16 protein-coding genes and 1 tRNA gene are annotated in these 22156 nt (G+C 65.8%); 13 read left to right on the top strand and 4 right to left on the bottom strand.

From position 1 onward, the window contains the following. Window positions 1-140 precede the first annotated feature (140 nt). Together rsmI and ACFVWT_RS14750 are read left to right on the top strand one after the other, a co-directional pair. Window positions 141-962, top strand: coding sequence for a 16S rRNA (cytidine(1402)-2'-O)-methyltransferase (gene rsmI, locus ACFVWT_RS14755; protein WP_390249268.1), 822 nt, complete (start codon window positions 141-143; stop codon window positions 960-962). Between the two features lie 155 nt (window positions 963-1117). Further along, window positions 1118-2617, top strand: coding sequence for an NAD-dependent succinate-semialdehyde dehydrogenase (locus tag ACFVWT_RS14750; protein WP_390248988.1), 1500 nt, complete (start codon window positions 1118-1120; stop codon window positions 2615-2617). On the opposite strand, the gene ACFVWT_RS14745 is transcribed toward ACFVWT_RS14750, so the two are convergent. Genes ACFVWT_RS14745 through ACFVWT_RS14735 form a run of 3 tightly spaced genes read right to left on the bottom strand, consistent with a single transcriptional unit; the run spans window position 2614 to window position 7642 of the window. Continuing rightward, window positions 2614-5121, bottom strand: coding sequence for a DUF3488 and transglutaminase-like domain-containing protein (locus tag ACFVWT_RS14745; protein WP_390248986.1), 2508 nt, complete (start codon window positions 5119-5121; stop codon window positions 2614-2616). The genes ACFVWT_RS14750 and ACFVWT_RS14745 overlap by 4 nt on opposite strands. Then, entirely contained in the window at window positions 5118-6509 is a 1392-nt protein-coding gene (locus tag ACFVWT_RS14740) for a DUF58 domain-containing protein (RefSeq protein WP_390248984.1), read from the bottom strand. Before ACFVWT_RS14740 ends, ACFVWT_RS14745 begins: the two co-directional genes overlap by 4 nt. Window positions 6510-6523: 14 nt before the next feature. Then, the gene (locus ACFVWT_RS14735; RefSeq protein ID WP_390248982.1) at window positions 6524-7642 is read right to left on the bottom strand and encodes an AAA family ATPase; all 1119 of its coding nucleotides are present in this window, start codon (window positions 7640-7642) and stop codon (window positions 6524-6526) included. A 173-nt stretch (window positions 7643-7815) separates the two neighbouring features. On the opposite strand from ACFVWT_RS14735, the gene ACFVWT_RS14730 reads away from it, so the two are divergent. From ACFVWT_RS14730 to ACFVWT_RS14710, 5 genes are all read left to right on the top strand, one after another. Continuing rightward, on the top strand, window positions 7816-8703 hold the full coding sequence (locus tag ACFVWT_RS14730) for a TatD family hydrolase (protein WP_390248980.1): 888 nt from the start codon (window positions 7816-7818) through the stop codon (window positions 8701-8703). Between the two features lie 270 nt (window positions 8704-8973). Then, window positions 8974-10152: a ubiquitin-like domain-containing protein gene (locus ACFVWT_RS14725; protein WP_390248978.1), complete on the top strand. Its 1179-nt coding sequence runs from the start codon at window positions 8974-8976 to the stop codon at window positions 10150-10152. A gap of 175 nt (window positions 10153-10327) precedes the next feature. Then, window positions 10328-11215 carry a 16S rRNA (adenine(1518)-N(6)/adenine(1519)-N(6))-dimethyltransferase RsmA gene (gene rsmA, locus ACFVWT_RS14720; protein ID WP_390248976.1) on the top strand — a complete coding sequence of 296 codons (888 nt, stop codon included), beginning with the start codon at window positions 10328-10330 and terminating at the stop codon, window positions 11213-11215. A gap of 81 nt (window positions 11216-11296) precedes the next feature. Further along, window positions 11297-12259, top strand: a complete 963-nt coding sequence (locus ACFVWT_RS14715) for a 4-(cytidine 5'-diphospho)-2-C-methyl-D-erythritol kinase (RefSeq protein ID WP_390248974.1) — start codon at window positions 11297-11299, stop codon at window positions 12257-12259. A 38-nt stretch (window positions 12260-12297) separates the two neighbouring features. Continuing rightward, window positions 12298-14133, top strand: coding sequence for an ABC-F family ATP-binding cassette domain-containing protein (locus ACFVWT_RS14710; RefSeq protein ID WP_390248972.1), 1836 nt, complete (start codon window positions 12298-12300; stop codon window positions 14131-14133). Between the two features lie 16 nt (window positions 14134-14149). Here ACFVWT_RS14710 and ACFVWT_RS14705 read toward each other — a convergent pair whose 3' ends face one another. Continuing rightward, window positions 14150-14749, bottom strand: coding sequence for a TetR/AcrR family transcriptional regulator (locus ACFVWT_RS14705; protein ID WP_390249266.1), 600 nt, complete (start codon window positions 14747-14749; stop codon window positions 14150-14152). A 192-nt stretch (window positions 14750-14941) separates the two neighbouring features. Between ACFVWT_RS14705 and ACFVWT_RS14700 the strand changes: the two genes are divergently transcribed. The 6 genes from ACFVWT_RS14700 (at window position 14942) to ACFVWT_RS14675 (ending at window position 22089) form a co-directional block, all read left to right on the top strand. Continuing rightward, window positions 14942-15013: transfer RNA gene (locus ACFVWT_RS14700), tRNA-Gln, on the top strand. A 93-nt stretch (window positions 15014-15106) separates the two neighbouring features. Then, entirely contained in the window at window positions 15107-16633 is a 1527-nt protein-coding gene (gene glmU, locus ACFVWT_RS14695; RefSeq protein WP_390248970.1) for a bifunctional UDP-N-acetylglucosamine diphosphorylase/glucosamine-1-phosphate N-acetyltransferase GlmU, read from the top strand. After that, window positions 16630-17610: a ribose-phosphate diphosphokinase gene (locus ACFVWT_RS14690; protein WP_011691079.1), complete on the top strand. Its 981-nt coding sequence runs from the start codon at window positions 16630-16632 to the stop codon at window positions 17608-17610. Before glmU ends, ACFVWT_RS14690 begins: the two co-directional genes overlap by 4 nt. A gap of 239 nt (window positions 17611-17849) precedes the next feature. Next, window positions 17850-18449, top strand: coding sequence for a 50S ribosomal protein L25/general stress protein Ctc (locus ACFVWT_RS14685; RefSeq protein WP_390248968.1), 600 nt, complete (start codon window positions 17850-17852; stop codon window positions 18447-18449). A gap of 87 nt (window positions 18450-18536) precedes the next feature. Beyond that, complete coding sequence (gene pth, locus ACFVWT_RS14680; RefSeq protein WP_390248966.1) at window positions 18537-19121, top strand: aminoacyl-tRNA hydrolase; 585 nt, start codon at window positions 18537-18539, stop codon at window positions 19119-19121. A 235-nt stretch (window positions 19122-19356) separates the two neighbouring features. Beyond that, window positions 19357-22089, top strand: coding sequence for a LuxR C-terminal-related transcriptional regulator (locus ACFVWT_RS14675; RefSeq protein WP_390248964.1), 2733 nt, complete (start codon window positions 19357-19359; stop codon window positions 22087-22089). The last annotated feature ends 67 nt before the right edge of the window (window positions 22090-22156 follow it).

Raw genomic sequence — 22156 nt, 5'->3', positions numbered from 1 at the left:
GCACTTCCTCAGGGGAAGGTTCGGCCTTGGCGGAAGGGTCGACCCCGTCCGAGACTATAACCGGGTCTGGTGCCACGGATGAGGCCTGGGCGCCGGCCGGGGAAGCTGCCGCCCGCCCTGCGGACGGGCAGCCGGGCAGGATCGTGCTCGCGGCGACGCCCATCGGCAATGTCGGCGACGCGTCTCCCCGGCTGGTTGAACTCCTCACGACGGCTGACATCGTTGCCGCTGAGGACACCCGGCGCCTGCACCGGCTCGTGCAGAACCTGGGGATTGCCGTGGCCGGGCGGATCATCAGCTACCACGAACACAACGAGGCCGTAAAGACCTCCGAACTCCTGGATCAGGTGCGGGCCGGAAAGACCATCGTGATGGTGACCGACGCCGGAATGCCCGCGGTCTCTGATCCGGGTTTCCGGCTGGTTGAGGGTGCTGTGGCGGCCGGCCTGACGGTCACCGCCGTGCCGGGGCCGTCGGCCGTCCTGACGGCACTCGCCCTCTCCGGCCTCCCGACAGACCGTTTTTGTTTTGAGGGATTCCTTCCCCGCAAGGCCGGAGAACGCGCCTCGCGGCTGTCCGAACTGGACGCGGAACGCCGGACCATGGTCTTCTTCGAGGCGCCGCACCGGCTGGAACCGATGCTACGGGCGCTGCGTGAGCGCTTCGGCGGCGACCGCCCGGCCGCAGTGTGCCGTGAGCTGACCAAGACATACGAAGAAGTCATCCGCGGCCCGCTGACCGATCTCCTTCGATGGGCGGAAACAAACGAAGTACGCGGCGAAATAGCCGTGGTGGTGGGTGGCGCCCCGGAACGTGAGCCCGGCAAGCCGGAGGACCATGTGGCCGCTGTCAACGGCCTGATCGCGCAAGGCATCAGGCTGAAGGAAGCCGTGGCAGCCGTGGCCGACGACGCAAAAGTTAGCAAGAGGGAACTCTATTCCGCGGTCCTGGCTGCCCGCTAAAACCCGTGCCCGAATCTTGTGCAGCTGCACAGCAGAGTCCCCGGTGTGTAGTGCGCACATGCATAGACGCTCCGCAGCTCGCGGCAGTACCGTGGCTGTAAAGCAGCCGAGAGCTGAACCCATCCCCAACCCCAATTGCTGACGAGGGAGTCATCGTGACTGTAACTGCACAGCCCACCGTTACTGCGGAGCGCGAGAGCGAGCTGCTGGCCTCTGTTCCGACCGGCCTGCTGATCAACGGCGAATGGCGCCCGGCGGCGTCCGGGAAGACGTTCGACGTCGAGGATCCGGCCACGGGCAAGGTCCTGCTCAGCATCGCTGACGCCGGGCCCGAGGACGGCAAGGCAGCGCTGGACGCGGCCGCTGCCGCGCAGGATTCCTGGGCCAAGGTCCCGGCCCGTGAGCGCGGGGAGATCCTGCGCCGCGCTTTCGAGATGGTCACCGCCCGGGCGGAAGACTTCGCGCTGCTGATGACCCTGGAAATGGGCAAGCCCCTGGCCGAGGCCCGCGGCGAGGTCACCTACGGTGCCGAGTTCCTGCGCTGGTTCTCCGAAGAAGCCGTCCGTGCCTTCGGCCGCTACTCGGTCTCCCCGGACGGCAAGTCCCGCCTGCTGGTCACCAAGAAGCCGGTGGGCCCGTGCCTGCTGATCACACCGTGGAACTTCCCGCTGGCCATGGCCACGCGCAAGATCGCTCCGGCCGTCGCTGCCGGCTGCACCATGGTGCTGAAGTCCGCCAACCTGACTCCGCTGACCTCCCAGCTGTTCGCGGCCGTGATGCAGGAAGCCGGCCTGCCCGCCGGTGTCCTGAACGTCATCCCGACCTCGACGGCCGGTGCCACGACCGGTCCGCTGATCAAGGACTCCCGGCTGCGGAAACTCTCCTTCACCGGCTCCACCGAAGTGGGCCGCAGGCTGCTGTCCGACGCGTCCGAAACGGTCCTGCGGACCTCGATGGAACTCGGCGGGAACGCCCCGTTCGTTGTCTTCGAGGACGCCGACGTCGACGCCGCCGTGGCCGGGGCCATGCTGGCGAAGCTGCGGAACATGGGCGAGGCCTGCACCGCTGCGAACCGGTTCATCGTGCACGAATCCGTCGCCGACGAATTCGCGGAGAAGTTCGCCGCGAAAATGGCGGAGATGACCACGGCGCGCGGCACCGAGCCGGAGTCCAAGGTAGGCCCCCTGATCGATGCCAAGAGCCGGGACAAGGTCCACGAACTCGTCACCGACGCCGTGGCCTCCGGTGCGGTGGCTGTGGCCGGCGGCGGCCCGGTGGACGGTCCGGGCTACTTCTACCAGCCCACGATCCTCAAGGGCGTCACCGAGGGCACACGCATCCTGTCCGAGGAAATCTTCGGACCCGTCGCACCGATCATCACCTTCGGCACCGAGGACGAGGCCGTCCGCCTGGCCAACAACACCGAATACGGCCTGGTGGCCTACGTCTTCACCCGCGACCTGAACCGCGGCATCCGGATGGGCGAACGCCTCGAGACCGGCATGCTCGGCCTGAACGCCGGCGTCGTGTCCAACGCGGCCGCACCGTTCGGCGGCGTCAAGCAGTCCGGCCTGGGACGCGAAGGCGGCCTCGAAGGCATCGAGGAATACCTGTACACCCAGTACATCGGCATCGCCGACCCCTACGCCAGCTAGCCCTGCCGCAGCCTCCGCAGGCCGTCGCGCACCGTCCGCCAGGACCGCGCTGCGGCCTGCGCCGGTTTGGCGGCCGCCCGCCGGACGGCTCTGAAGGGTGCGCCGGCGATGCGGCCCCAGCGATTCATGACCGACGGCGGCAGCCACTCCGCCCGAAGCCGTCGTCCCGCGCGGGAGTGCCTCCGCAGGGATGCCTGGACCACGGCTATCCTGTCGGCTGCGGAAGACGCCGCGACGTTTTCCGCGCCGCCCCCGGCATGGCCGGCGGGTGGACCGTACTGCTGGCGTTCATAGTCGCTGGTGAGCGAGGTGACAGCCCGGACTCCGGCGTCGTCGGCGCCGTCGCGCGCGCCAAGCGCACCCGAGTCGCGGAGCCGGGTGGAAAAATGACGCGGGGTTTCGCTAAGGCCGGGAGCCAGGCCGTAGTCGGTGGCCAGATCCCGCAGTTCGGCCCACGCCGCGGCGGCCGGGTTTGCCACGGGGAATGGCGTTCCCCTGAGCCGCCGCGACCGCAGGCCGGTGCGCACCATCCGGGGCGTTCCAGCGATCAGGGCAAGCGCGAGGAGGCCGGCGGCTCCGTAAAGCGGCAGCGTCAGCGGGTGCCCTGCTTCGCCGGCCGAGTCCAGGCCCGGCACCGGCGCCGGCGTGGCGCTTGGCGTCGCGCCGGGCGTGGCGGCGTTCGACGGGATCAGGTCGTCATTGTTTTCGTTGGTGCTGGCGCCACCCGGAGTGGAGGCCTGTGACGCATAGTCCGGCACTACGCCGCGTGAAGGTGTGGGTTCGAACGCAACCCAGCCGAGTCCCTGGAAATAGAGTTCCGGCCAGGCATGTGCGTCCCTGGAATCGACTTCGTATTCCGTCAGCGCCCCTTGCCCGGGCACCGAAACCGTGGCCCCCGTGGCCCGGCCCGGGGCATAGCCCACGGCGATCCGGCTGGGGATTCCCTCCAGCCTTGCCATCACAGCCATGGCAGAGGCGAAATGGATGCAATAGCCGCTTTTTTGGGTCAGGAAATCCGCGAGTACGGAGAGCCCGTTGCCGTCGTAGCCGCCCTGCACGGGGGACTGCAGGGAATACGTGAACTCCACCGACCGCAGGTAGTTCTGGATGGCCATTGCCTTGGCATACGCCGTGTTGGTGCCCGCGGTCACTTTATCGGCGGTGCTCCGCACAATGTCCGGAACGTTGTTGGGCGGGCGCACGAACTCTTCGGAGATCCCTCGCACCGGTGCCGAGGACTGGGACAACAGTTCCGGCGTGAGCCTTGGGGCAGTGGACTGCACCACGTACTGCTGGTTCCGTGAATTGGTGTCCACACCCTTGATGCTCAAGGTGGCCGGATCCCAGCTCCACCGGCCGGCCAGGCCGTTGACGGCATCCGGCGCGTAGGGCACCGGCAGGTACGGGCTGGTGAAACGGCCGGTGTTGACTGCCGTGACCTGGCGGACCTGCTCATCCGCGAGGATCTCGTATCCGGCGTCCATCCTCCCCACACCCACGCGCCTGGAAGCGTCGCGATCGTCAGGTGACCAGGAATCGCCGTCGAACCGATCCACCGTGACGGACCGCAGGTACGGGGGCCTGCCGGCACTCGTGGCATAGGTGATGCGCCCGTCGCCGGAGGGACTCCGCAAGCTGCTGCCCAGGCTGATCATCGGGTTGAGCCCGGTGGATGAACCCCAGGGATTCAGCCTGGAACCCTGCGGGAACGTTCCCTGGTCGAAGCCCGGAACGGCCAGGGGAAGGAGGAGAGTGATGACCAGCGCCACGCCGCCGGTGAGGGCCGCGCGGCGGAACTGTCCCGGATTGCGGGCGGTGTCCGCCGTGGTGCGGTTGTCCGGAGCGAACCACTGGCTGCAGGCAAGGACCAACAGGTAGCCGGCCGCGGCTGCGGCAAACCCCCACACCCCGACGCTTTGCGGTTTGACCATGGCCGGCACCACCAGGACGGCCACCAGGCCCAGCCCGCTGGTTGCCGGCAGCGCCAACGGCACTGCGAGGGCATCGACCAGGATCACCACCAGGCCCAGGACCGCGCACGTGACCAGCACTATTCCTGCATTCGGCGCAACCGGGGAGCTCTCAGCCAGGACGGTTTCACTGGCACGGCGCAGGTACCTGCCCAGCTGTTCCATGGTGTCCCCCGACGGAACGAACCCGGCAATGCTGTCACGGCGGAAGAACGTAAAGGTCAGGATGAAGACGAGGGACGCAAAGCCGCCCAGCGCCACAAGGAACGGCTGCGCGCGCAGCGACCTGAGTGCGGCCATCGCCAGGGCTACAACGAAGACGGTGGTAAGCACCGGGGGATACCAGGCCCAACCCCGCAGCACGCCGTTCAGGGAGAGCGCGGCGCCTGCGACGGCAAGGGCGACGGCAAATGCCATTATCCACGGCTGCGCACCAACGCGGCGCCGCCGTGCGGCCGGCGCGGTCGACGGGGCAAGGACCTCAGGAGTGCGGCCGGTGTCCGGACCGGGATGCCGCTGAGGGGTCAAAGTCATCGGCTGACCCCCGTGCCCCGGCGCACGTCGGCTGCGGCCGTGGCGGCAGCCGCATCGCGCTGGTCGAAGTAGGACCATGCCGCCGGCACCGAGGTGGCAGGGGTGACGGCCACGGCCCGCCAGCCGCCGGACCTCAATGATTCAAGGGCCGACTGGCAGTCGGCCGGGTGTTCCGTGACGACCACCGCGAACGCGTTGGCGCCGAACCCGGCGGCCGCGGACAGGGCACGTGCCTCTGCCGGCTGCAGATGGCCCAGGATGGCCATGACGGGCCCGCGCTGCCGGTGGGCGGAAAGCTTGTCCAAGAGCCTGTCGTCGAAGGGCCGCGGACCTGATTCGGACGCCGGTGCATGGTGTGCGCCGGAGAGCTGGATGGCAGCCAGGCTCTCGGCAATGGACTGCAGGCCGGCGGATCCGGTGTATTCCTCTGCTGCCGGTTCGGGTGCTGAGGGAGAATGAAGGAACGCAGGTTCTCCCGCGGGATCGAGGAACCGCAGCGCGTAGTTGCGTTCCGCCAGGTGCGCGCTGACGGACATGGCGGCTGTCACGGCCCACTCGAACGTTTCGGTCGTCACCAGTTCGTGGCCGTCCCCGGCGGAGGTCGCGGAAAAGGCGGCGCCCGGTCCTCGCGCAAAGGCGGCCCACCGGTGGTCCAGGATGATGGTGGCCTCCGGGGTTGTCACGGATTCCTCCTGACGCACCATCAGGGCGCCGTGCCGTGCCGTCGCGGCCCAATGCACCCGGCGCATGGGATCCCCGTGGCGGTACTCGCGGGTCATGACGTCGTCGTCGCTGGGATTGGCCCGGATCCGCGTGGCGGTGACACCGTCATTGCCGCGGGCGCCGGCAAGTCCCGTCGCGGGGAGTTCGACGGCGGCGGGCGTCACCGTCAGTGTGTCGCCGTCGTCAATCGCGTGCCGGTGCAGCGAGAGACCAAAGGGGTCGGTGAATTCGGCCGTTACCGGGCCAATCACAAACTGTCCCCGCTTGCCGGACCGGAGGTGGTACTCATAGCGGCTGGTTCCGCCGACGGCAGAGCGGGACGGGAACCGGAACGCCGGCGATTCGCCGAACCGCGAGGGAAGGCGCTCTTCCATGACCACCTGCCCGGTTGCTGCGCCGGTGCGCGCCACGGCAAGCCGCACGGTGGTGGTCGAGGAAGTTTCCACGCTGGCGGGGCTGAACTCCCGGTACACCTTGAACCGGGGTTTGAGGATGCGGATCCCTGCGAGGGAGACTAGCGGCAGGACTATCAGAAGGATGCCGAGCGTGAGCAGGTCCCGGCGGCCCATGACCTGCGCCAACAGCAGCGAAACCACGCCGGCAACCAGCAAACCCCAGCCGCGGGTGCTGAAGAGGTGTCCCGGGAGCTTGTCCGTGAGGGCCATCGTGGCGCTTTCGGCTAGCGCGAGTGCCGCTGGTCCGGGCCGCCGCGCGGGTTACCGGTCCGGGACGGTGCCGCGGACATCTCCTGCGGCACCGGAAGCTTCGCCAGGATGCCGCGGATGACGCTATGCGGAGTTTCCCCCATGCCCGCGGCCTTGCGGTCAAGGATGATCCTGTGGGCCAGAACGGATTCGGCCACACTAACGACGTCGTCCGGGAGGACAAAGTCCCGGCCCTCAAGCGCCGCGGTGGCCTTCGCCGCCCGCAACAGCTGGAGCATGGATCGGGGACTCGCACCGAGACGAAGCATGGCACTTTCGCGGGTAGCGCGTCCCAGTGACACCGTGTACTCCTTGACGGCCTGCGAAACGTACACCCGCTGGACGGTGGCAATCATGGCGGCCACATCGGCCGAGGTGACGACGGCGGTGACCCTTGTCAACGGAGACGTCGCCTGGTGGGTCTCCAGCATCTCAATCTCCGAGTCCTTGTCCGGGTAGCCCATGGAGATCCGGGCCATGAATCGGTCCCGCTGGGCTTCCGGCAGGGGGTAGGTCCCTTCCATCTCAATCGGGTTCTGGGTGGCCACCACCATAAAAGGCTCATCCAGCTTGTAGGAGTCGCCATCCACAGTGACTTGGTGCTCCTCCATGCATTCCAACAGCGCGGACTGGGTCTTTGCGGAGGCCCGATTGATCTCGTCCCCGATGACAATGTTGGCGAACACGGCGCCCGGCCTGAATTCGAACAGCCGCGAGGCCTGGTTGTAGATGGAGACACCAGTGACATCCGAGGGCAGAAGGTCCGGAGTGAACTGGATCCTGCTGACCGTGCAGTCAATGGTGCGGGCGAGTGTCTTGGCAAGCAGCGTTTTTCCCACGCCGGGAACGTCCTCGAGCAGCAGGTGCCCTTGGGCAAGGAGAACCGTGAGGGCGAGTTTCGCGGCTTCCGCCTTGCCGTCGATCACGGTGTTGATGGCTGACAGGATGCGCTCGCTGGCGGCATGGAAAGCGTCCGCGTCCATGGCCGCCGGCCTGGTTCCGTTGAGTTGGTTTCCAGCAACTCCCGCACCGCCGGGGAAGTTCTGCCCTTCCGGGATCGCTTCATCTACTGTGGTGCGTCTGTGGGAATCCATCGGCAGCCTTTCAGCCCTCGGGAAAGCCTGGCACGGGTTGGCAAGGACTGCGGCGCCCGCCGTCGGGCCTTCGCCCGTATGCCTACCAGACTACTAACACAACTGCCGGAGCTGACAGAGAGTTCCGGTAATTCCGGGCGGGATCCGGAATGCCGGGCGGCTAGGGTGTAAGGATGAATACCCCGTTGACGCCAGCCCCGTTTCGCGAGCCCGGAAGCGACGGCTCCAGCCGGCACGGCTATCCGCCCGCTCCGGAACCGCTGCCCGTCCCGGTCATGGACAACCACACGCACCTGGACTTCCCGAACAGCGACGTGACCGTGGACGTGGCGGCCGCCCTGGACGTCGCCGCGTCAGTGGGCGTCCAAGGCGCCGTGCAGGTGGGTTGCGACCTGGAATCCTCCAGGTTCACGGTGCAGGCCGTGGAGAAGGACCCCCGGCTTCTCGGTGCGGTGGCCATCCACCCCAACGATGCACCGGACTATGCAGCCCGCGGGGAGCTGGAGGAAGCCCTGGCCGAAATTGAGGCCCTGGCCGCCCACCCCAGGATCCGCGCCATCGGCGAGACGGGCCTCGACTTCTTCCGCACCGAGGGGGAAGGTCTCCAGCACCAGCGGTACTCGTTCCGCCGCCACATCGACATCGCCAAGCGACTCGGGCTGACCCTACAGATCCACGACCGGGACGCCCACGACGACGTGGTCCAGGTCCTGCGCGAAGAAGGCGCCCCGGAGAGGGTGGTGTTCCATTGCTTCTCCGGGGACGAGCAGCTGGCCCGGACGTGCAACAACGAAGGCTGGTACATGTCCTTCGCCGGCACCGTCACGTTCAAGAATGCGGCCAACCTGCGCGCAGCGCTTGCGGTAGCAGATCCGGCCCTGGTTCTTGTGGAAACCGACGCGCCGTTCCTGACGCCGCATCCGTTCCGGGGCCGTCCGAACGCCAGCTACCTGATCCCGCACACTGTCCGGGCGATGGCCGACTTGACAAGTACTGAGTTGTCACAGCTTTGCGGCCAAATTGCGGAAAATTCCTTGCGGGCATACGGATCCTGGAACTGACTGCGGGTCCGCCCAGCCAATCGTCAGGAATACCAGGTATGCACGAAATCTTGGATGCTTTATAACGCTTCGGTTACAGTGGAAAACTATTAGCCGGGGTCGGGGAAGGCCTTCGGATATTTTCGCTCAGTTCCAGGCCCGTCCTTCGATGGGTCCGGTGAGTCCTGAGTGTGGCGGCGCACACGTCTGCTGCAAACAGCCGGACCGTGTCCGGAGTTGCCCTGAGGGTGTTTGCGTCGGTGGGTGATGTGCGTTTTTCCCCGTGCCCGGATGGTCCTAGAGTTACGGGCAATCGTGGTCAAGTTCTTCACTTCGGACGGTAAATTCAGTTTCGTCAAGGTCGGTGCCCAGCTGGTTGTGCTCTCTGCACTCGTGCTGGGCCTGGTGGCCTTCGTAGGCAACAACAAAACAGTCACCCTGAACGTGGACGGGAAAGTCAGCTCCGTCCAGACGTTCGGCGGGACGGTAGGCCAAGTGGTCAAGAGTGCCAAGGTGGAGCTGCAGGCTGCGGACCGGGTTTCCCCGTCGGCGGACGCCCGCGTGGAGGATGGCTCTGTCATCAACGTCAATCTCGCCAAGGCAGTGAAGATCAGCCTCGACGGTGCTGAGAAGACGATCAGCACGACTTCAGCCAACGTCGAAGGGCTAGTCACCGAACTTGGCGTCGCCAGTGCTTCGGAAGTCTCCGCGCCGAAGGACGCCCAGCTGGCCGTCTCCGGTTCCTTCGTGGCCATCTCCACGCCCAAGACCGTCAGCATCCTGGCGGACGGCAAGGCTTCAAAGACAACCACCACGGCGGCAACCGTGGCCGAAGTCCTCAAGGACGCGGGAGTGACTGTGGGGGCCGGCGACCGGCTTTCCCAGCCGCGCAACGCGCACGTCGTCAATGACATGGCGATCAAGGTTTCCCGGGTGGATTCCTCCAAGACTGCCGCAACTTCCGAAGAGGTCCCCTTCGAGACCCTGAGCTCTGAAAGCGCCGACCTGTTCGTGGGTGAGAAGAAGGTTACCCAGGCCGGTGTCCCCGGCAAGGTGGACAAGAATTTCAAGCTGGTGCTGGTGGACGGCCGGGAAGCCTCCCGGACCCTCGTCTCCGAGACCGTCTCTGTCCAGCCGGTGACCGAAAAGGTGTCGGTCGGGACCAAGGAAAAGCCCAAGGCGGAAGCGGCCGGAGCGAACACCGGTGCAGCAGCCCCTGCCATGATGAACGAAGCCATGTGGGACAAGATCGCGCAATGCGAATCCACCGGCAACTGGTCCATCAACTCCGGCAACGGATACTACGGCGGTCTGCAGTTCGACATCCAGACCTGGCTCGGTGCCGGAGGTGGCGCGTACGCCCCCAACGCCAGCCTTGCCACCAAAGCACAGCAGATCGACATCGCCAACCGCGTCTACGCGCAGCGCGGCCTCTCCCCATGGGGCTGCGGCTGGGCAGCGACCAGCTAACAGTTTTTACAGTCAGCAGTTCCTCCCGCTGACAGCCGCGGCGGCTGACCACTGCCGGGGAGGAAGCGAAGGCCGGGTCCGGGTTTTACCGGACCCGGCCTTCGCTGTACCCCCGGCCATGATCGGGGCGCTTCCCGGGCGCCGACGCGGCAGGCCAACGGGATAGGATACCTAGGTGACTGAACCGATCCCCGCCGCCTCCGGCACCGCGCCCGCAGCACTGTTTGGCGCCTCCGATGTCCGCCGGCTCGCTGAGGAGATCGGAGTCCGCCCCACGAAGACACTGGGCCAGAACTTCGTCATCGACGGCAATACCATCCGCCGGATCGTGGCCGCCGCAGACATCCACGCCGATGAGACCGTCCTTGAAGTCGGTCCGGGACTCGGATCGCTGACCTTGGGATTGTTGGACGCCGCAAAGTCCGTCGTCGCCGTCGAAATCGATCCGGTCCTCGCCGCCAAGCTCCCGGGCACCGTGCAGCAGTGGCGGCCAGACGCCGCCCAAGATTTCCATCTGGTGCTGGCGGACGCCATGAAGGTCACTGAACTGCCCGTGGAACCGACCGCCCTCGTCGCAAACCTCCCGTACAACGTGGCGGTCCCCGTGGTTCTCCACCTCCTGCAGCACTTCCCAAGCCTGCGGCATGGCCTGGTCATGGTCCAGGACGAGGTTGCGGACAGGCTTGCCGCCGGCCCCGGCTCCAAGACCTACGGGGTGCCCTCGGTGAAGGCGGCCTGGTACAGCAGCATGCGCAAGGCCGGCGTGATCGGCATGAACGTGTTTTGGCCGGCACCCAAGATCCACTCGGGCCTCGTTGCCTTCACCCGCCGGGAGCCGCCGGTCACTTCGGCAACCCGCGAACAGGTCTTCGCCGTCATCGACGCAGCTTTCGCCCAGCGCCGGAAGACCCTGCGGGCTGCCCTGGCAGGATGGGCCGGAAGCGCCGCGGAGGCCGAGCAGTGCCTGCTGGCGGCGGGCGTGGATCCTACCGCCCGTGGTGAAGTGATCGACATCGCAGCGTTCGCACGGATAGCCGAAGCCCGTCAGGACCGGCAGGCTTGAGGCTGGGGCCGCTGCCGTCCTGCGTGACGCCTTGAGGGCGCATGCTTGGAGCCTGACGCCGCCATGCCATAGCTTGGACTCATGAACGCAGTGAGAGGGCGCTTTGCCGCGAGGACTGTCCGGGTCAAGGCTCCCGGCAAAATCAACGTCTCGCTGGATGTTGGCCCGCTGCGTGAGGACGGCTACCATTCCGTGGCCAGCGTCTACCTGGCGGTGTCCCTGTATGAGGAAGTGGCCGCCACCAGCACTGCCACGGAAGGGATCACAGTCAGCATCAGTCCGGCCAGCACTCTGGACCTGTCTGACGTGGACATCCCGCTGGACGAACGGAACCTCGCCTACAAGGCGGCCGCCATCATGGCCGACGTCTCCGAGCACTCTACGGGCGTCCACCTGGAAATCACCAAGCGTGTCCCGGTGGCCGGCGGCATGGGCGGCGGTTCAGCCGACGCGGCTGCCACTCTGCTTGCCTGCGACGCCCTCTGGAACAGCGGGCTGTCGCGCGACGAGCTAGCCCACCTGGCCGCCGAGCTCGGTGCAGATGTCCCGTTTGCGCTCCTTGGGGGCACCGCCGTCGGGCTGGGCGTGGGAGATGAGTTGTCGCCGGCGCTGGCGAAGGCACAGATGGACTGGGTGCTGGTCACCGCGGACTACGGGCTGTCCACACCGGAGGTCTTTCGGACCCTGGACCGGCTCCGCCTCGCCGAAGGTGTCACCGTGGAAGAACCCGCCGCCGTCGATCCAAAGATCCTTCAGGCGCTGCGCAGCGGCGACGCCGACGCCCTCAGCCGTGTCCTGGTCAACGACCTCCAGCGCGCCTCCATTGAGCTGGCGCCGGGGCTTCGCGATACCCTTGGGCTTGGCGAATCGTGCGGAGCCATCGCCGGGCTTGTCTCAGGCTCCGGACCCACAGTGGCCCTGCTCACCCACAGTCCTGAGGCGGCAGCCGGCCTCGCGGAAGACCTGGGCCATCACGGCCTGAACGCCCTGGCCGTCCATGGTCCGGTGCCCGGAGCGCGCATCATCTCCGATACGCTCCTTTAGTACTTTTAACGAATTTCCACCGAAGAAAGCAGTTCCCAGTGGCTCACCTGCTCGGCGGCGAGAACCTCACGGTCTCGTATGCAACCCGCACCGTCCTCGATGGCGTAACCCTCGGCCTTGAGGAGGGCGACCGGATCGGCATGGTGGGCCGCAACGGCGACGGCAAGTCCACCCTCATGCGGCTGCTGGCGATGCGCGCCACCCCTGATTCAGGGCGCGTGACCAAGCGCAGCGAGGTCAACATCGGCTACCTCGACCAGAGCGACGTGCTCGACGGCGACCTGACGGTCGGTGCCGCCATCGTTGGCGACCAGGCGGACTACGAGTGGGCCCGCAACCCGCAGATCCGCGAGGTGATGGGCGGCCTGGTATCCGACGTCGACTGGCACGCAAACGTGCACGCCCTGTCCGGCGGACAGAAACGACGCGTTGCGCTGGCCAAGCTGCTGATCGAAGACCATGACGTCATCATGCTCGATGAGCCCACCAACCACCTCGACGTCGAAGGCGTCGCGTGGCTGTCCCGCCACTTGAAGACCCGCTGGCGGGCCAACCAGGGCGCCTTCCTGGTGGTCACCCACGACCGCTGGTTCCTCGACGAAGTCTGCAACAAGACCTGGGAAATCCACGACGGAATCATGGACCCGTTCGAAGGCGGCTACGCGGCCTACGTCCTCGCCCGCGCCGAACGTGACCGCTCGGCGTCCGTGATGGAAGGCAAACGCCAGCAGCTCGTCAAAAAGGAGCTCGCCTGGCTGCGCCGCGGCGCCCCGGCGCGGACGGCCAAGCCGAAGTTCCGCATCGAAGCGGCCAACGCACTGATTGCCGACGTTCCGGAACCGCGCGACTCGATGGCGCTGAGCAAGATGGCCACGGCGCGCCTTGGCAAGGATGTGCTGGACCTTGAGCACGTTTCGCTGGACTTCCTGGGCGGCGAGCCCGGGCGGAAACTCTTCGACAACATCACCCTGAGGCTCGCGCCGGGGGAGCGGCTCGGGCTGGTCGGCGTCAACGGCGCCGGCAAGACCACGCTCCTGAAGCTCCTCAATGGCGAAATCCAGCCCACCTCGGGCAAGGTCAAGCGCGGTAAGACGGTTGTCACCGCGGTTCTGACCCAGGAGGTCAAGGAGCTCGACGACGTCAAGGACCTGCGCGTCATCGAAGTGATCGAACGCGAAAAGAGGTCCTTCAATGTTGGCGGCAAGGAATTCAGTGCCGGCCAGCTGGTGGAACAGCTCGGCTTCACCAACGAGAAGCAGTGGACCCCGGTCAAGGACCTCTCAGGTGGCGAACGCCGGCGGCTCCAGCTCCTGCGCCTGCTCGTGGGCGAACCCAACGTGCTGATGCTCGATGAGCCCACCAACGACCTCGATACCGACACCCTCGCCGCCGTCGAAGACGTCCTGGACGGCTGGCCGGGCACGCTCGTAGTGGTGAGCCACGACCGCTACCTGCTGGAGCGTGTCACCGACCACCAGATGGCGTTGCTCGGTGACGGCAAGATCCGCGCGCTGCCGCGCGGCGTCGACCAGTATTTGGAGCTGCGGGAAAGCGCCCTGGCCGGGTCCACCATCACCGGCGGTGGCAACCCCGTCACCGCCGCCAGCGGCAGTGCAGCCCCCGCTGCCAGCGGCCCGGCTGGCCCTTCGGAAGCCCAAAAGCGCGACGCGCGCAAAGCGAAGAACCGGATTGACCGCCAGCTGGGCAAGCTGACGCAGCAGGAAGAAAAGATCCACGCCCAGATGGTCAAGAGCACGGCCGATAACGACTTCGATGCCATGGCGGAACTCAACAAGAAGCTCAAGACCCTGGCCGAAGAACGCGAAGCCCTGGAACTCGAATGGCTCGAAGCGCTCGAGGTCCTGGGGGAGTAGCAGCCGGGCAGTAAACCTAGTCCTCGGACCGGAGCTCCGGATCCTTCTGCAGGCCGGTGAGGCCGTTCCAGGCGAGGTTCACCAGGTGGGCGGCCACGGCACGTTTGTCCGGGGTCCGGCTGTCCAGCCACCACTGGCCCGTCATGGCCACCATGCCTACGAGCATCTGCGCGTACATGGCGCCGTCGGCTGCACTGAAACCGCGGCGGGCGAATTCGTCGGACAGGATGTGCTCCACCCGGGCAGTGACGTGGGAGAGGAGGGTGGAGAAGGCGCCTTCGGGCTGCGACGGCGGGGCGTCACGCATGAGGATCCGGAACCCGTCAGTACGTTCCTCGATGTACGTCAGCAGGGCCAGTGCGGCGCGCTCCACCTGGACCCGCGGCTTGGCCTCGTCCGTGAGGGCATCGTTAATGGCTGCCAGCAGGATTCGGAACTCGTACTCCACCACCTGGGTGTACAGGCCTTCCTTGGAGCCGAAGTGCTCATAGATCACCGGTTTCGACACTCCGGCAGCAGCAGCAACCTCTTCGATCGTGGTTCCGTCAAGGCCCCGCATGGCGAAAAGTCCGCGTCCGATGTCGATCAGCTGTGAGCGCCGCTGCGCCCCGGTCATCCGGGCCCTGGGCACGTACCCGGGAGCCCTGACGGGCCTGCCTGGATGGTTTCCGGCACCATCGGGCGCACCGTTGATCTTGCTCACCGTCCAATCATGCCTTAAGGGGGCGCCGGGACTACCGAGTCGCACGTGCGCCAACGTTCGTGGCAGAATTGGTTCTCGTGCCGCCGGGCCAGGGTCCGGGCACGGTCCGCTCTGGTGTAATGGCAGCACCCCGGCCTTTGGAGCCGTGGAGTATAGGTTCGAATCCTATGGGCGGAACAGCCGCTGTGGACGGGTCCTGCATCCGGAACAGACAGGCGAAGGTGTGAAAGTGCGCGCAACTGAGATTCACCAAGCAAGGAGAGCCTGTACGTGAGCCCCGAGACAACCGGCCCCGCTGCCGTCATCGTCCTAGCTGCAGGTGCCGGTACCCGGATGAAGTCGCGTACCCCCAAGATTCTCCATGAAATCGGCGGCCTGTCGCTGGTCGGCCATGCCCTTCGTGCCGCCCGCACCATCGATCCCCGGAAGCTGGCCATTGTGGTCCGGCACGAACGGGACCTCGTGGCAGCCCACGTGTCCCGGCTCGATCCGGCGGCACTGGTGGTGGACCAGGATGAAGTGCCCGGCACCGGCCGCGCGGTGCAGGCGGCTTTGGAAGCCCTCGACGCCGGAGGTCCGCTGAGCGGAACCGTTGTGGTCACGTATGGCGACGTTCCGTTGCTCTCGGCGGAGCTGCTTGCCGAGCTGGTGCTGATCCATGAAGATGAACGCAACGCCGTCACCGTCCTGACAGCAGTCCTGGACGATGCTGCCGGCTATGGCCGCATCCTGCGTTCGGACGACGGCACCGTGACGGGCATCCGCGAGCACAAGGACGCCTCCGACGAGGAACGCGAAATCCGGGAAATCAACTCGGGGATCTACGCTTTCGACGCCGCCGTCCTTCGCGACGCGCTGGCCCATGTCACCACGGACAATGCGCAGGGCGAAATGTACCTCACCGACGTCCTGGGACTCGCACGCTCGGCCGGCGGACGCGTGGCAGCAGTAGTCACCAACGACCGCTGGCAGGTGGAAGGTGCCAACGACCGGGTGCAGCTCTCCGCGCTGGCAGCCGAACACAACCGCCGAACCGTCGAAGCCTGGATGCGCTCCGGCGTCACGGTGGTGGATCCCGCCACCACGTGGATCGACTCCACAGTGACCCTGGCAGAGGACGTCCGTCTCCTGCCCAACACCCAACTGCACGGCACCACGACGGTGGCGAGGGACGCCGTCGTCGGCCCTGACACGACGCTGACCGACGTCATCGTCGGCGAAGGCGCCAAAGTGACCCGGACGCACGGCTCCGGCGCCACGATCGGCGCGAACGCCAGCGTCGGTCCGTTTACCTACCTCCGCCCGGGAACGGTGCTGGGGGAGACCGGCAAGATCGGCGCCTTCTACGAGACGAAGAACGTGAAGATCGGCCGCGGCTCGAAGCTCTCGCACCTCGGCTACGCCGGGGATGCGGAGATCGGCGAGGACACCAATATCGGCTGCGGCAACATCACGGCCAACTACGACGGCGAGAACAAGCACCGCACCGTGATCGGCTCAGGCGTGCGCACGGGTTCCAACACGGTCTTCGTGGCTCCGGTCCAGGTGGGCGACGGCGCCTACAGCGGAGCCGGCGCCGTGATCCGCCAGGACGTGCCCGCCGGTGCGCTGGCCATCTCGGTGGCCAAGCAGCGGAATGCCGAAGGCTGGGTTGTCTCGCACCGGCCCGGCTCCATCTCAGCAGTTCTGGCCGCAGCCGCGGGGGCAACGGCACCGGCCAGCGAAACGGCAGCGGCCCTGCCGCCCCAGGATTCCTCAAGCACCCCGGCACCTACAGAAGAGGGCAAGCAATCATGACCGAAATTACGGCACGCGGCGAGAAGAAACTGGTTCTCGCTGCTGGGCGGGCACACCCCGAGCTTGCGCGGGAGATCGCCAAGGAGCTGGGCACTGAACTGTTGCCGGTGGATGCCTACGATTTTGCGAACGGGGAAATCTACGTCCGCGCCGGGGAGAGCGTCCGCGGCACCGACGCTTTCGTTATCCAGGCGCACCCGGCTCCGCTGAACAACCACCTGATGGAGCAGCTGATCATGATTGATTCGCTGAAGCGGGCATCCGCCAAACGCATCACCGTTGTTTCGCCGTTCTACCCTTACTCCCGCCAGGACAAAAAGGGCCGCGGCCGCGAGCCGATCTCCGCCCGCCTGGTGGCTGACCTGTACAAGACCGCCGGCGCAGACCGCATCATGAGCGTTGACCTGCACACTTCACAGATCCAGGGATTCTTCGACGGCCCCGTGGACCACCTCATGGCCATCCCGCTGCTGGCCGATTACATCCGCACCCGGGTCGCAGCGGACAACATCACCGTCGTTTCGCCGGACACAGGCCGCGTCCGCGTGGCCGAACAGTGGGCCGAGCGCCTCGGCGGGGCTCCGCTGGCGTTCGTCCACAAGAGCCGGGACCTCACGGTTCCGAACCAGGCTGTGTCCAAGACCGTCGTGGGCCAGATCGAGGGACGCACGTGCGTCCTGATCGACGACATGATCGACACCGGCGGAACCATTTCCGGTGCCGTCCAGGTGCTCAAGAACGCAGGCGCCAAGGACGTCATCATTGCAGCCACCCATGCTGTCTTCTCCGACCCCGCTGCCCGCAGGCTGTCCGAGTCGGGAGCCCGCGAAGTTGTTGTCACCGACACGCTGCCGATCCCGGCCGACAAGCGCTTCCCGCAGCTGACCGTGCTGTCCATCGCACCGTTGATTGCCCGCGCCATCCGTGAAGTGTTCGACGACGGCTCCGTCACCAGCCTGTTCGACGGCAACGCCTGAGTAGGGTGGTTGAGCTTGGCGAAGCCCGGATTCGACAAGCTCAACCGCCTCCGTTTTCAGTAACCGGGCCAAGCGCTGGTAGGCTTGTTCCCGATACCTTGGCGAGGGAGAGCGTTCTCCGTTATCGACTGGGTCTGAATCTCCCTTCTTGAAGGGCCGGCCATGGGCCGCCCAGCGTTGAAGGTCGCAAACAGACCTCCGCCCTTGCTGAACACCGTTTAGATTTCAAGGAGATTTTCATGTCTGAGCAGAAGCTCGCAGCAGAAGTACGCACCGAATTCGGCAAGGGCTTCGCCCGCCGCGCGCGCATGGCCAACCTCATCCCGGCTGTCATCTACGGCCACGGCGCAGAGCCCATCCACATCACCCTGCCGGCCAAGGCCACCACGCTGGCCGTCCGCGTTGCAAACGCCCTGCTGACCCTGGACATCAACGGCGAAAAGCACCTCGCCCTCGTCAAGGACATCCAGCGCGACCCGATCAAGCAGATCATCGAGCACCTTGACCTGCTGACCGTCCGCACCGGCGAAAAGGTCACCGTGGACGTTCCCGTCCACGTCACCGGTGAACTTGCTCCCGGGAACGTCTACAACCAGGAAATGACCGTTGTTTCCCTGGAAGCGGAGGCAACCCACCTGCCCACCGCCGTCGAGGTCAGCATCGAAGGCCGCGCCGCGGGCGAGCACATCCACGCCTCCGACCTGGTCCTGCCCAAGGGATCCATCCTGCTGGCTGACCCCGAGTCCCTGGTGGTCAACATCTCCGAGGCCACCGAGGTCACCGAGGAAGAGGCTTCCGAAGGCGCTACCGCCGAGGCATCCGAGGCTTCCGCCGAGTAATTCCGGCAGCCCGTTTCACGTGGCCGGGTCCCCGTCGGGGCCCGGCCACTGCCGTTAATAGCCCACTTGTAACCCTAGGATTGACGCATGACTGACACCTGGCTGATCGTAGGCCTTGGCAACCCCGGCACCGAATACAGCAACAACCGGCACAACGTCGGCCAGATGGTACTGGACGAACTGGCCCGCCGGGTGGGCGGAAGTTTCAAATCGCACAAAGCCCGAGCCCAGGTGCTGGAGGGCCGGCTTGGCATTGGCGGCCCCCGCGTTGTCCTGGCCAAGCCGATGAGCTACATGAACGTCTCCGGGGGGCCGGTATCGGCCCTGTCGAAGTTTTACGACATCGATCCGGAACACGTCGTAGCGGTCCACGACGAGATAGACATTCCCTTTAATACGGTCAAACTGAAGATCGGCGGAGGCGAAGGCGGGCATAACGGCCTGCGGGACATTTCGAAAGCACTGGCGACGAAGGACTACCTCAGGGTCCGCGTCGGAGTAGGACGCCCGCCGGGCCGGATGGACACCGCAGACTTCGTCCTGAAGGACTTCGCCACCGCAGAAAAGAAGGAACTGCCTTTCCTCCTCGACGATGCCGCCGACGCGGTGGAGACGGTGGTGAAGGACGGACTGGCGGCAGCACAGCAGAAATATCACACGGCGGTTCAGTAACGTTGCCGCCAGGCCGCCTTTCCAGCGGTAACCTGCCGGTGGGAGACTGGTCACGGGGAGCGCAATGCAATTGGTTAACCAACTGCATAAAGCGGCCTAATTGTTTAGTCATACCTGCTATGGTAATTTTCACATTCAAGGTCTTGTTGCCTCGTTTGGCGGCATCGGAAAACTGAAAACCCGACGGCTCAGCCAGGTCGCATCAGCTCGAGCCACGAAGGTAGCGTGATCGATCGTGCTTGCATCACCAGGCTCTGAACATGGGGGGCTGCTGGAGACTGAACGCCGGGGCATGGGAGCCTCAGAGCGTCGTAAGTGGTCGTCTTTAGTCAGGCAGGACCTCCAGGCCTCGGTCGTTTCGATCCTCGTCGAAAGCGAGCTCCACGGTGTCGTTGTGGCCGGTGCGCAAGGCGTCGGCAAGTCCACCTTTGCCCGGGCAGTGGAAGCCCAGTTGGCTGGAAAGATGCACGTCATCCACCTGCACGGAACCACCACCGATCCCGCCATCCCCTTTGGCCAATTGGCGTTTCTGGTGGCCCGCCTGCCGGGCAAGGCGCTGGAGTCCCCCGGCGAAATTGTTCACGGCATTTCCCGGCTGATCCGGGAGGATGCCGCAGGACGTCCTGTCCTGGTGGTGCTCGAGGACCTCCCGGCGATCGACAGCATGAGCACCGCCGTCCTGATGCACCTCGTACTGAGCGGCGCCGCAAAGCTCATGGTCACCGTCCGCAATGTCACGGACATGCCCGAAGACCTGATACGGCTCCTCCGGAACAATTCATTGGAGGAAATCCGGCTCGAAGTATTCACCCGGCCCGAAGTGAGCAAACTGCTTGCCGGCGTGCTGGGGCGCCCGGTGACTGCCACCGCCGCCAGTTCGCTCTACGCAGCGAGCGGCGGAAATCCCCTCGTCCTCCAGGCAATAGTTATTGAGCAACTGCGTTCCGGCAACCTCCACCAGGCCGGAAAGGTCTGGGCGCTCAGAGGGGGGATCAACCTCGCGGAAGCCGACGCCCTGGTGGACCTGGTCCGGTCCCGGCTGGCACGGGAGACGCCGAAGGTGAGGGAAGGCCTGGAGTGGTTGGCCCTGATCCGGAGGGTTCCCCTGTTCGTCCTCCTCGACGTCCTCGACCCCGCCGTTGTTGCCGACCTCGAAAAAGCCGGTTACCTCCACGTGGGAGAGACGGGTCGGCGCTGGGTGAGCCTGAAGGACGAATATGTCGGCGAAGTCATCCGGGGCTGGATGGACCTGCCGCGCCGCAAGGAACTGCACCAGCTGGTGGCCAGGGTGGTGGGGGCAACCCCTGCCGAGATGGATGTCGAAGAGCTCCTCGGCTATGTGGCGTGGACTCTTGACTGCGGAGAGCCCGTGGAACCGGCGTTTGCATTGGCCGCGGCCGCTGCGGCGAACCAGCTGTTCGACCCGATGTTCGCCCTGGAGTCCCTTGCGCAGATCCGGGTGGGAGACCCGCACTGGGCTGAAGCAGCCCAGCAGCGGGCAGCAGCCTACATGACCTTGGCCGAACACGAATCGGCAGTGGCCGTCCTGGAAGAAGTCACACCCGAGCAGCTGTCCGAACTTCCCGCGACCGCCTACGCCAGCTACATACAGGACTTCTGCAGTGCGCTGCTCTGGATCCACGGAGGGTACAGCCGGATCGGGGGCATCCTGTCGGGGGCCCGGCACGAGCTGGCCCGCAGGGAAAGGGCATCCATCGGCAACGAAACGTCGGCCGACTTTGCCCGGGCCCATGAGCGGATCAGGCTTGCCGAATTCGAGCAGATGGTCCATCAGGGCGAATACGCGGCCGTCGCCGAAGACCTGGAACGGGCGTACAAGGAAGACGGCGATCCGCTGTACGTCTTGAACTGTGCCTGCCTGCTGACCATGGCCTGGGCGGTACTGGGCCGGGAGGCAGACGCAATCGCCCTTGCTGCCGAGATTCAGCACAGGATGAAACAGTCCAACGTGGCGCCGGGAATGCTCAGCTGGCAGGCCGAAGGCCTCTTTGCTGCGTTGCTGTGCAGCGGCCAGTGGGAGGACTGCGTCAGGATACTCACGGAAGCCCTCGACCAGAAGCCTAAAATCATGCAGTATCTCGGCGGGGCCGCGGAACTTGCCCTCGGTGTGGCCTACACCTATGCAGGACGGGCCGACCTCGCCATCGACACCTTGCTCGGTGCCCAGGCGCAGCTGGAAATCAGGCGGAGTTATTACGGCCCTTCACTGGCCTGCTCAGCGCTGGCCTTTGCCTATGCCCAGGCCGGCGACGTCCAGGAATCGCGCAACTTCCTGGACCTTGCCGCCCAGGAGGAACAGCACGTCGCATGGTTCACTTCCTGGATGGCCGACTTCTGTGTCCGGATGGCCAAGCGGTGGCTCAAGGATCCGGGAGCCAAGCAGAAGCTGATGGAGTCAGCCCACGAGGACATTTCCAAAGGGCGGACAACCACTGCCTCCATCAGCCTGTTCGGTGCTACGGTGCATGGGACAGAGGAAGAACTGGCCCTGCTGACCGAGATTTCGGCCCGTCGGCAGGGGAAGATGGCCAGCGTCAATCGTTTGGTGGGGGAGGGGAGCAGAAAGAAGGATTCCAAGGTCCTGCTTGAGGCAGCGTCCCTGGCCCAGGAGCTCCACCTTGATGCTGTGGAATCCAGATGCGTCGTCCTGGCGTTGGACATCGCCAGGGAAAAGGGAGACTCCCAATCCGCGCGCGCGGCCCAGCACCGCCTGGACCGGCTCGTTGAGACGCTGCCGGTGTTGCCGTTGATGCCGCACACTGTGGGACCGGAACTGACCGAACGGGAGCGGCAGGTTGCAAGAATGGCCAGCCAGGGGTTGAGCAACAAAGAAGTCGCCAACCGGCTGCAGCTTTCCATCCGTACCGTGGAAGGCCATCTCTACCAGATCTTCACGAAAATGGGGATTTCATCGAGGAGTGAGCTTGAAGGATCCGCTCAAGTCTGACGGGAAGGCTTCGGCGCAGACGCGCGCCGGAACCCGGCGTCAAAATGCTGGTGAGCCCTGGATAGAC

The organism is Arthrobacter sp. NPDC058288, assembly GCF_042880995.1.
Lineage (GTDB): Bacteria > Actinomycetota > Actinomycetes > Actinomycetales > Micrococcaceae > Arthrobacter.
This window is presented reverse-complemented; position numbering and strand designations above follow the sequence as displayed.

Coding starts and splice junctions, on each gene's coding strand:
- ACFVWT_RS14735 (WP_390248982.1), bottom strand. CDS start 7,642: ATGGATTCCCACAGACGCACCACAGTAGATGAAGCGATCCCGGAAGGG.
- pth (WP_390248966.1), top strand. CDS start 18,537: ATGACTGACACCTGGCTGATCGTAGGCCTTGGCAACCCCGGCACCGAA.
- ACFVWT_RS14690 (WP_011691079.1), top strand. CDS start 16,630: ATGACCGAAATTACGGCACGCGGCGAGAAGAAACTGGTTCTCGCTGCT.
- ACFVWT_RS14685 (WP_390248968.1), top strand. CDS start 17,850: ATGTCTGAGCAGAAGCTCGCAGCAGAAGTACGCACCGAATTCGGCAAG.
- ACFVWT_RS14725 (WP_390248978.1), top strand. CDS start 8,974: ATGGTCCTAGAGTTACGGGCAATCGTGGTCAAGTTCTTCACTTCGGAC.
- ACFVWT_RS14705 (WP_390249266.1), bottom strand. CDS start 14,749: ATGACCGGGGCGCAGCGGCGCTCACAGCTGATCGACATCGGACGCGGA.
- ACFVWT_RS14730 (WP_390248980.1), top strand. CDS start 7,816: ATGAATACCCCGTTGACGCCAGCCCCGTTTCGCGAGCCCGGAAGCGAC.
- ACFVWT_RS14715 (WP_390248974.1), top strand. CDS start 11,297: ATGAACGCAGTGAGAGGGCGCTTTGCCGCGAGGACTGTCCGGGTCAAG.
- ACFVWT_RS14740 (WP_390248984.1), bottom strand. CDS start 6,509: ATGGCCCTCACGGACAAGCTCCCGGGACACCTCTTCAGCACCCGCGGC.
- ACFVWT_RS14745 (WP_390248986.1), bottom strand. CDS start 5,121: ATGACTTTGACCCCTCAGCGGCATCCCGGTCCGGACACCGGCCGCACT.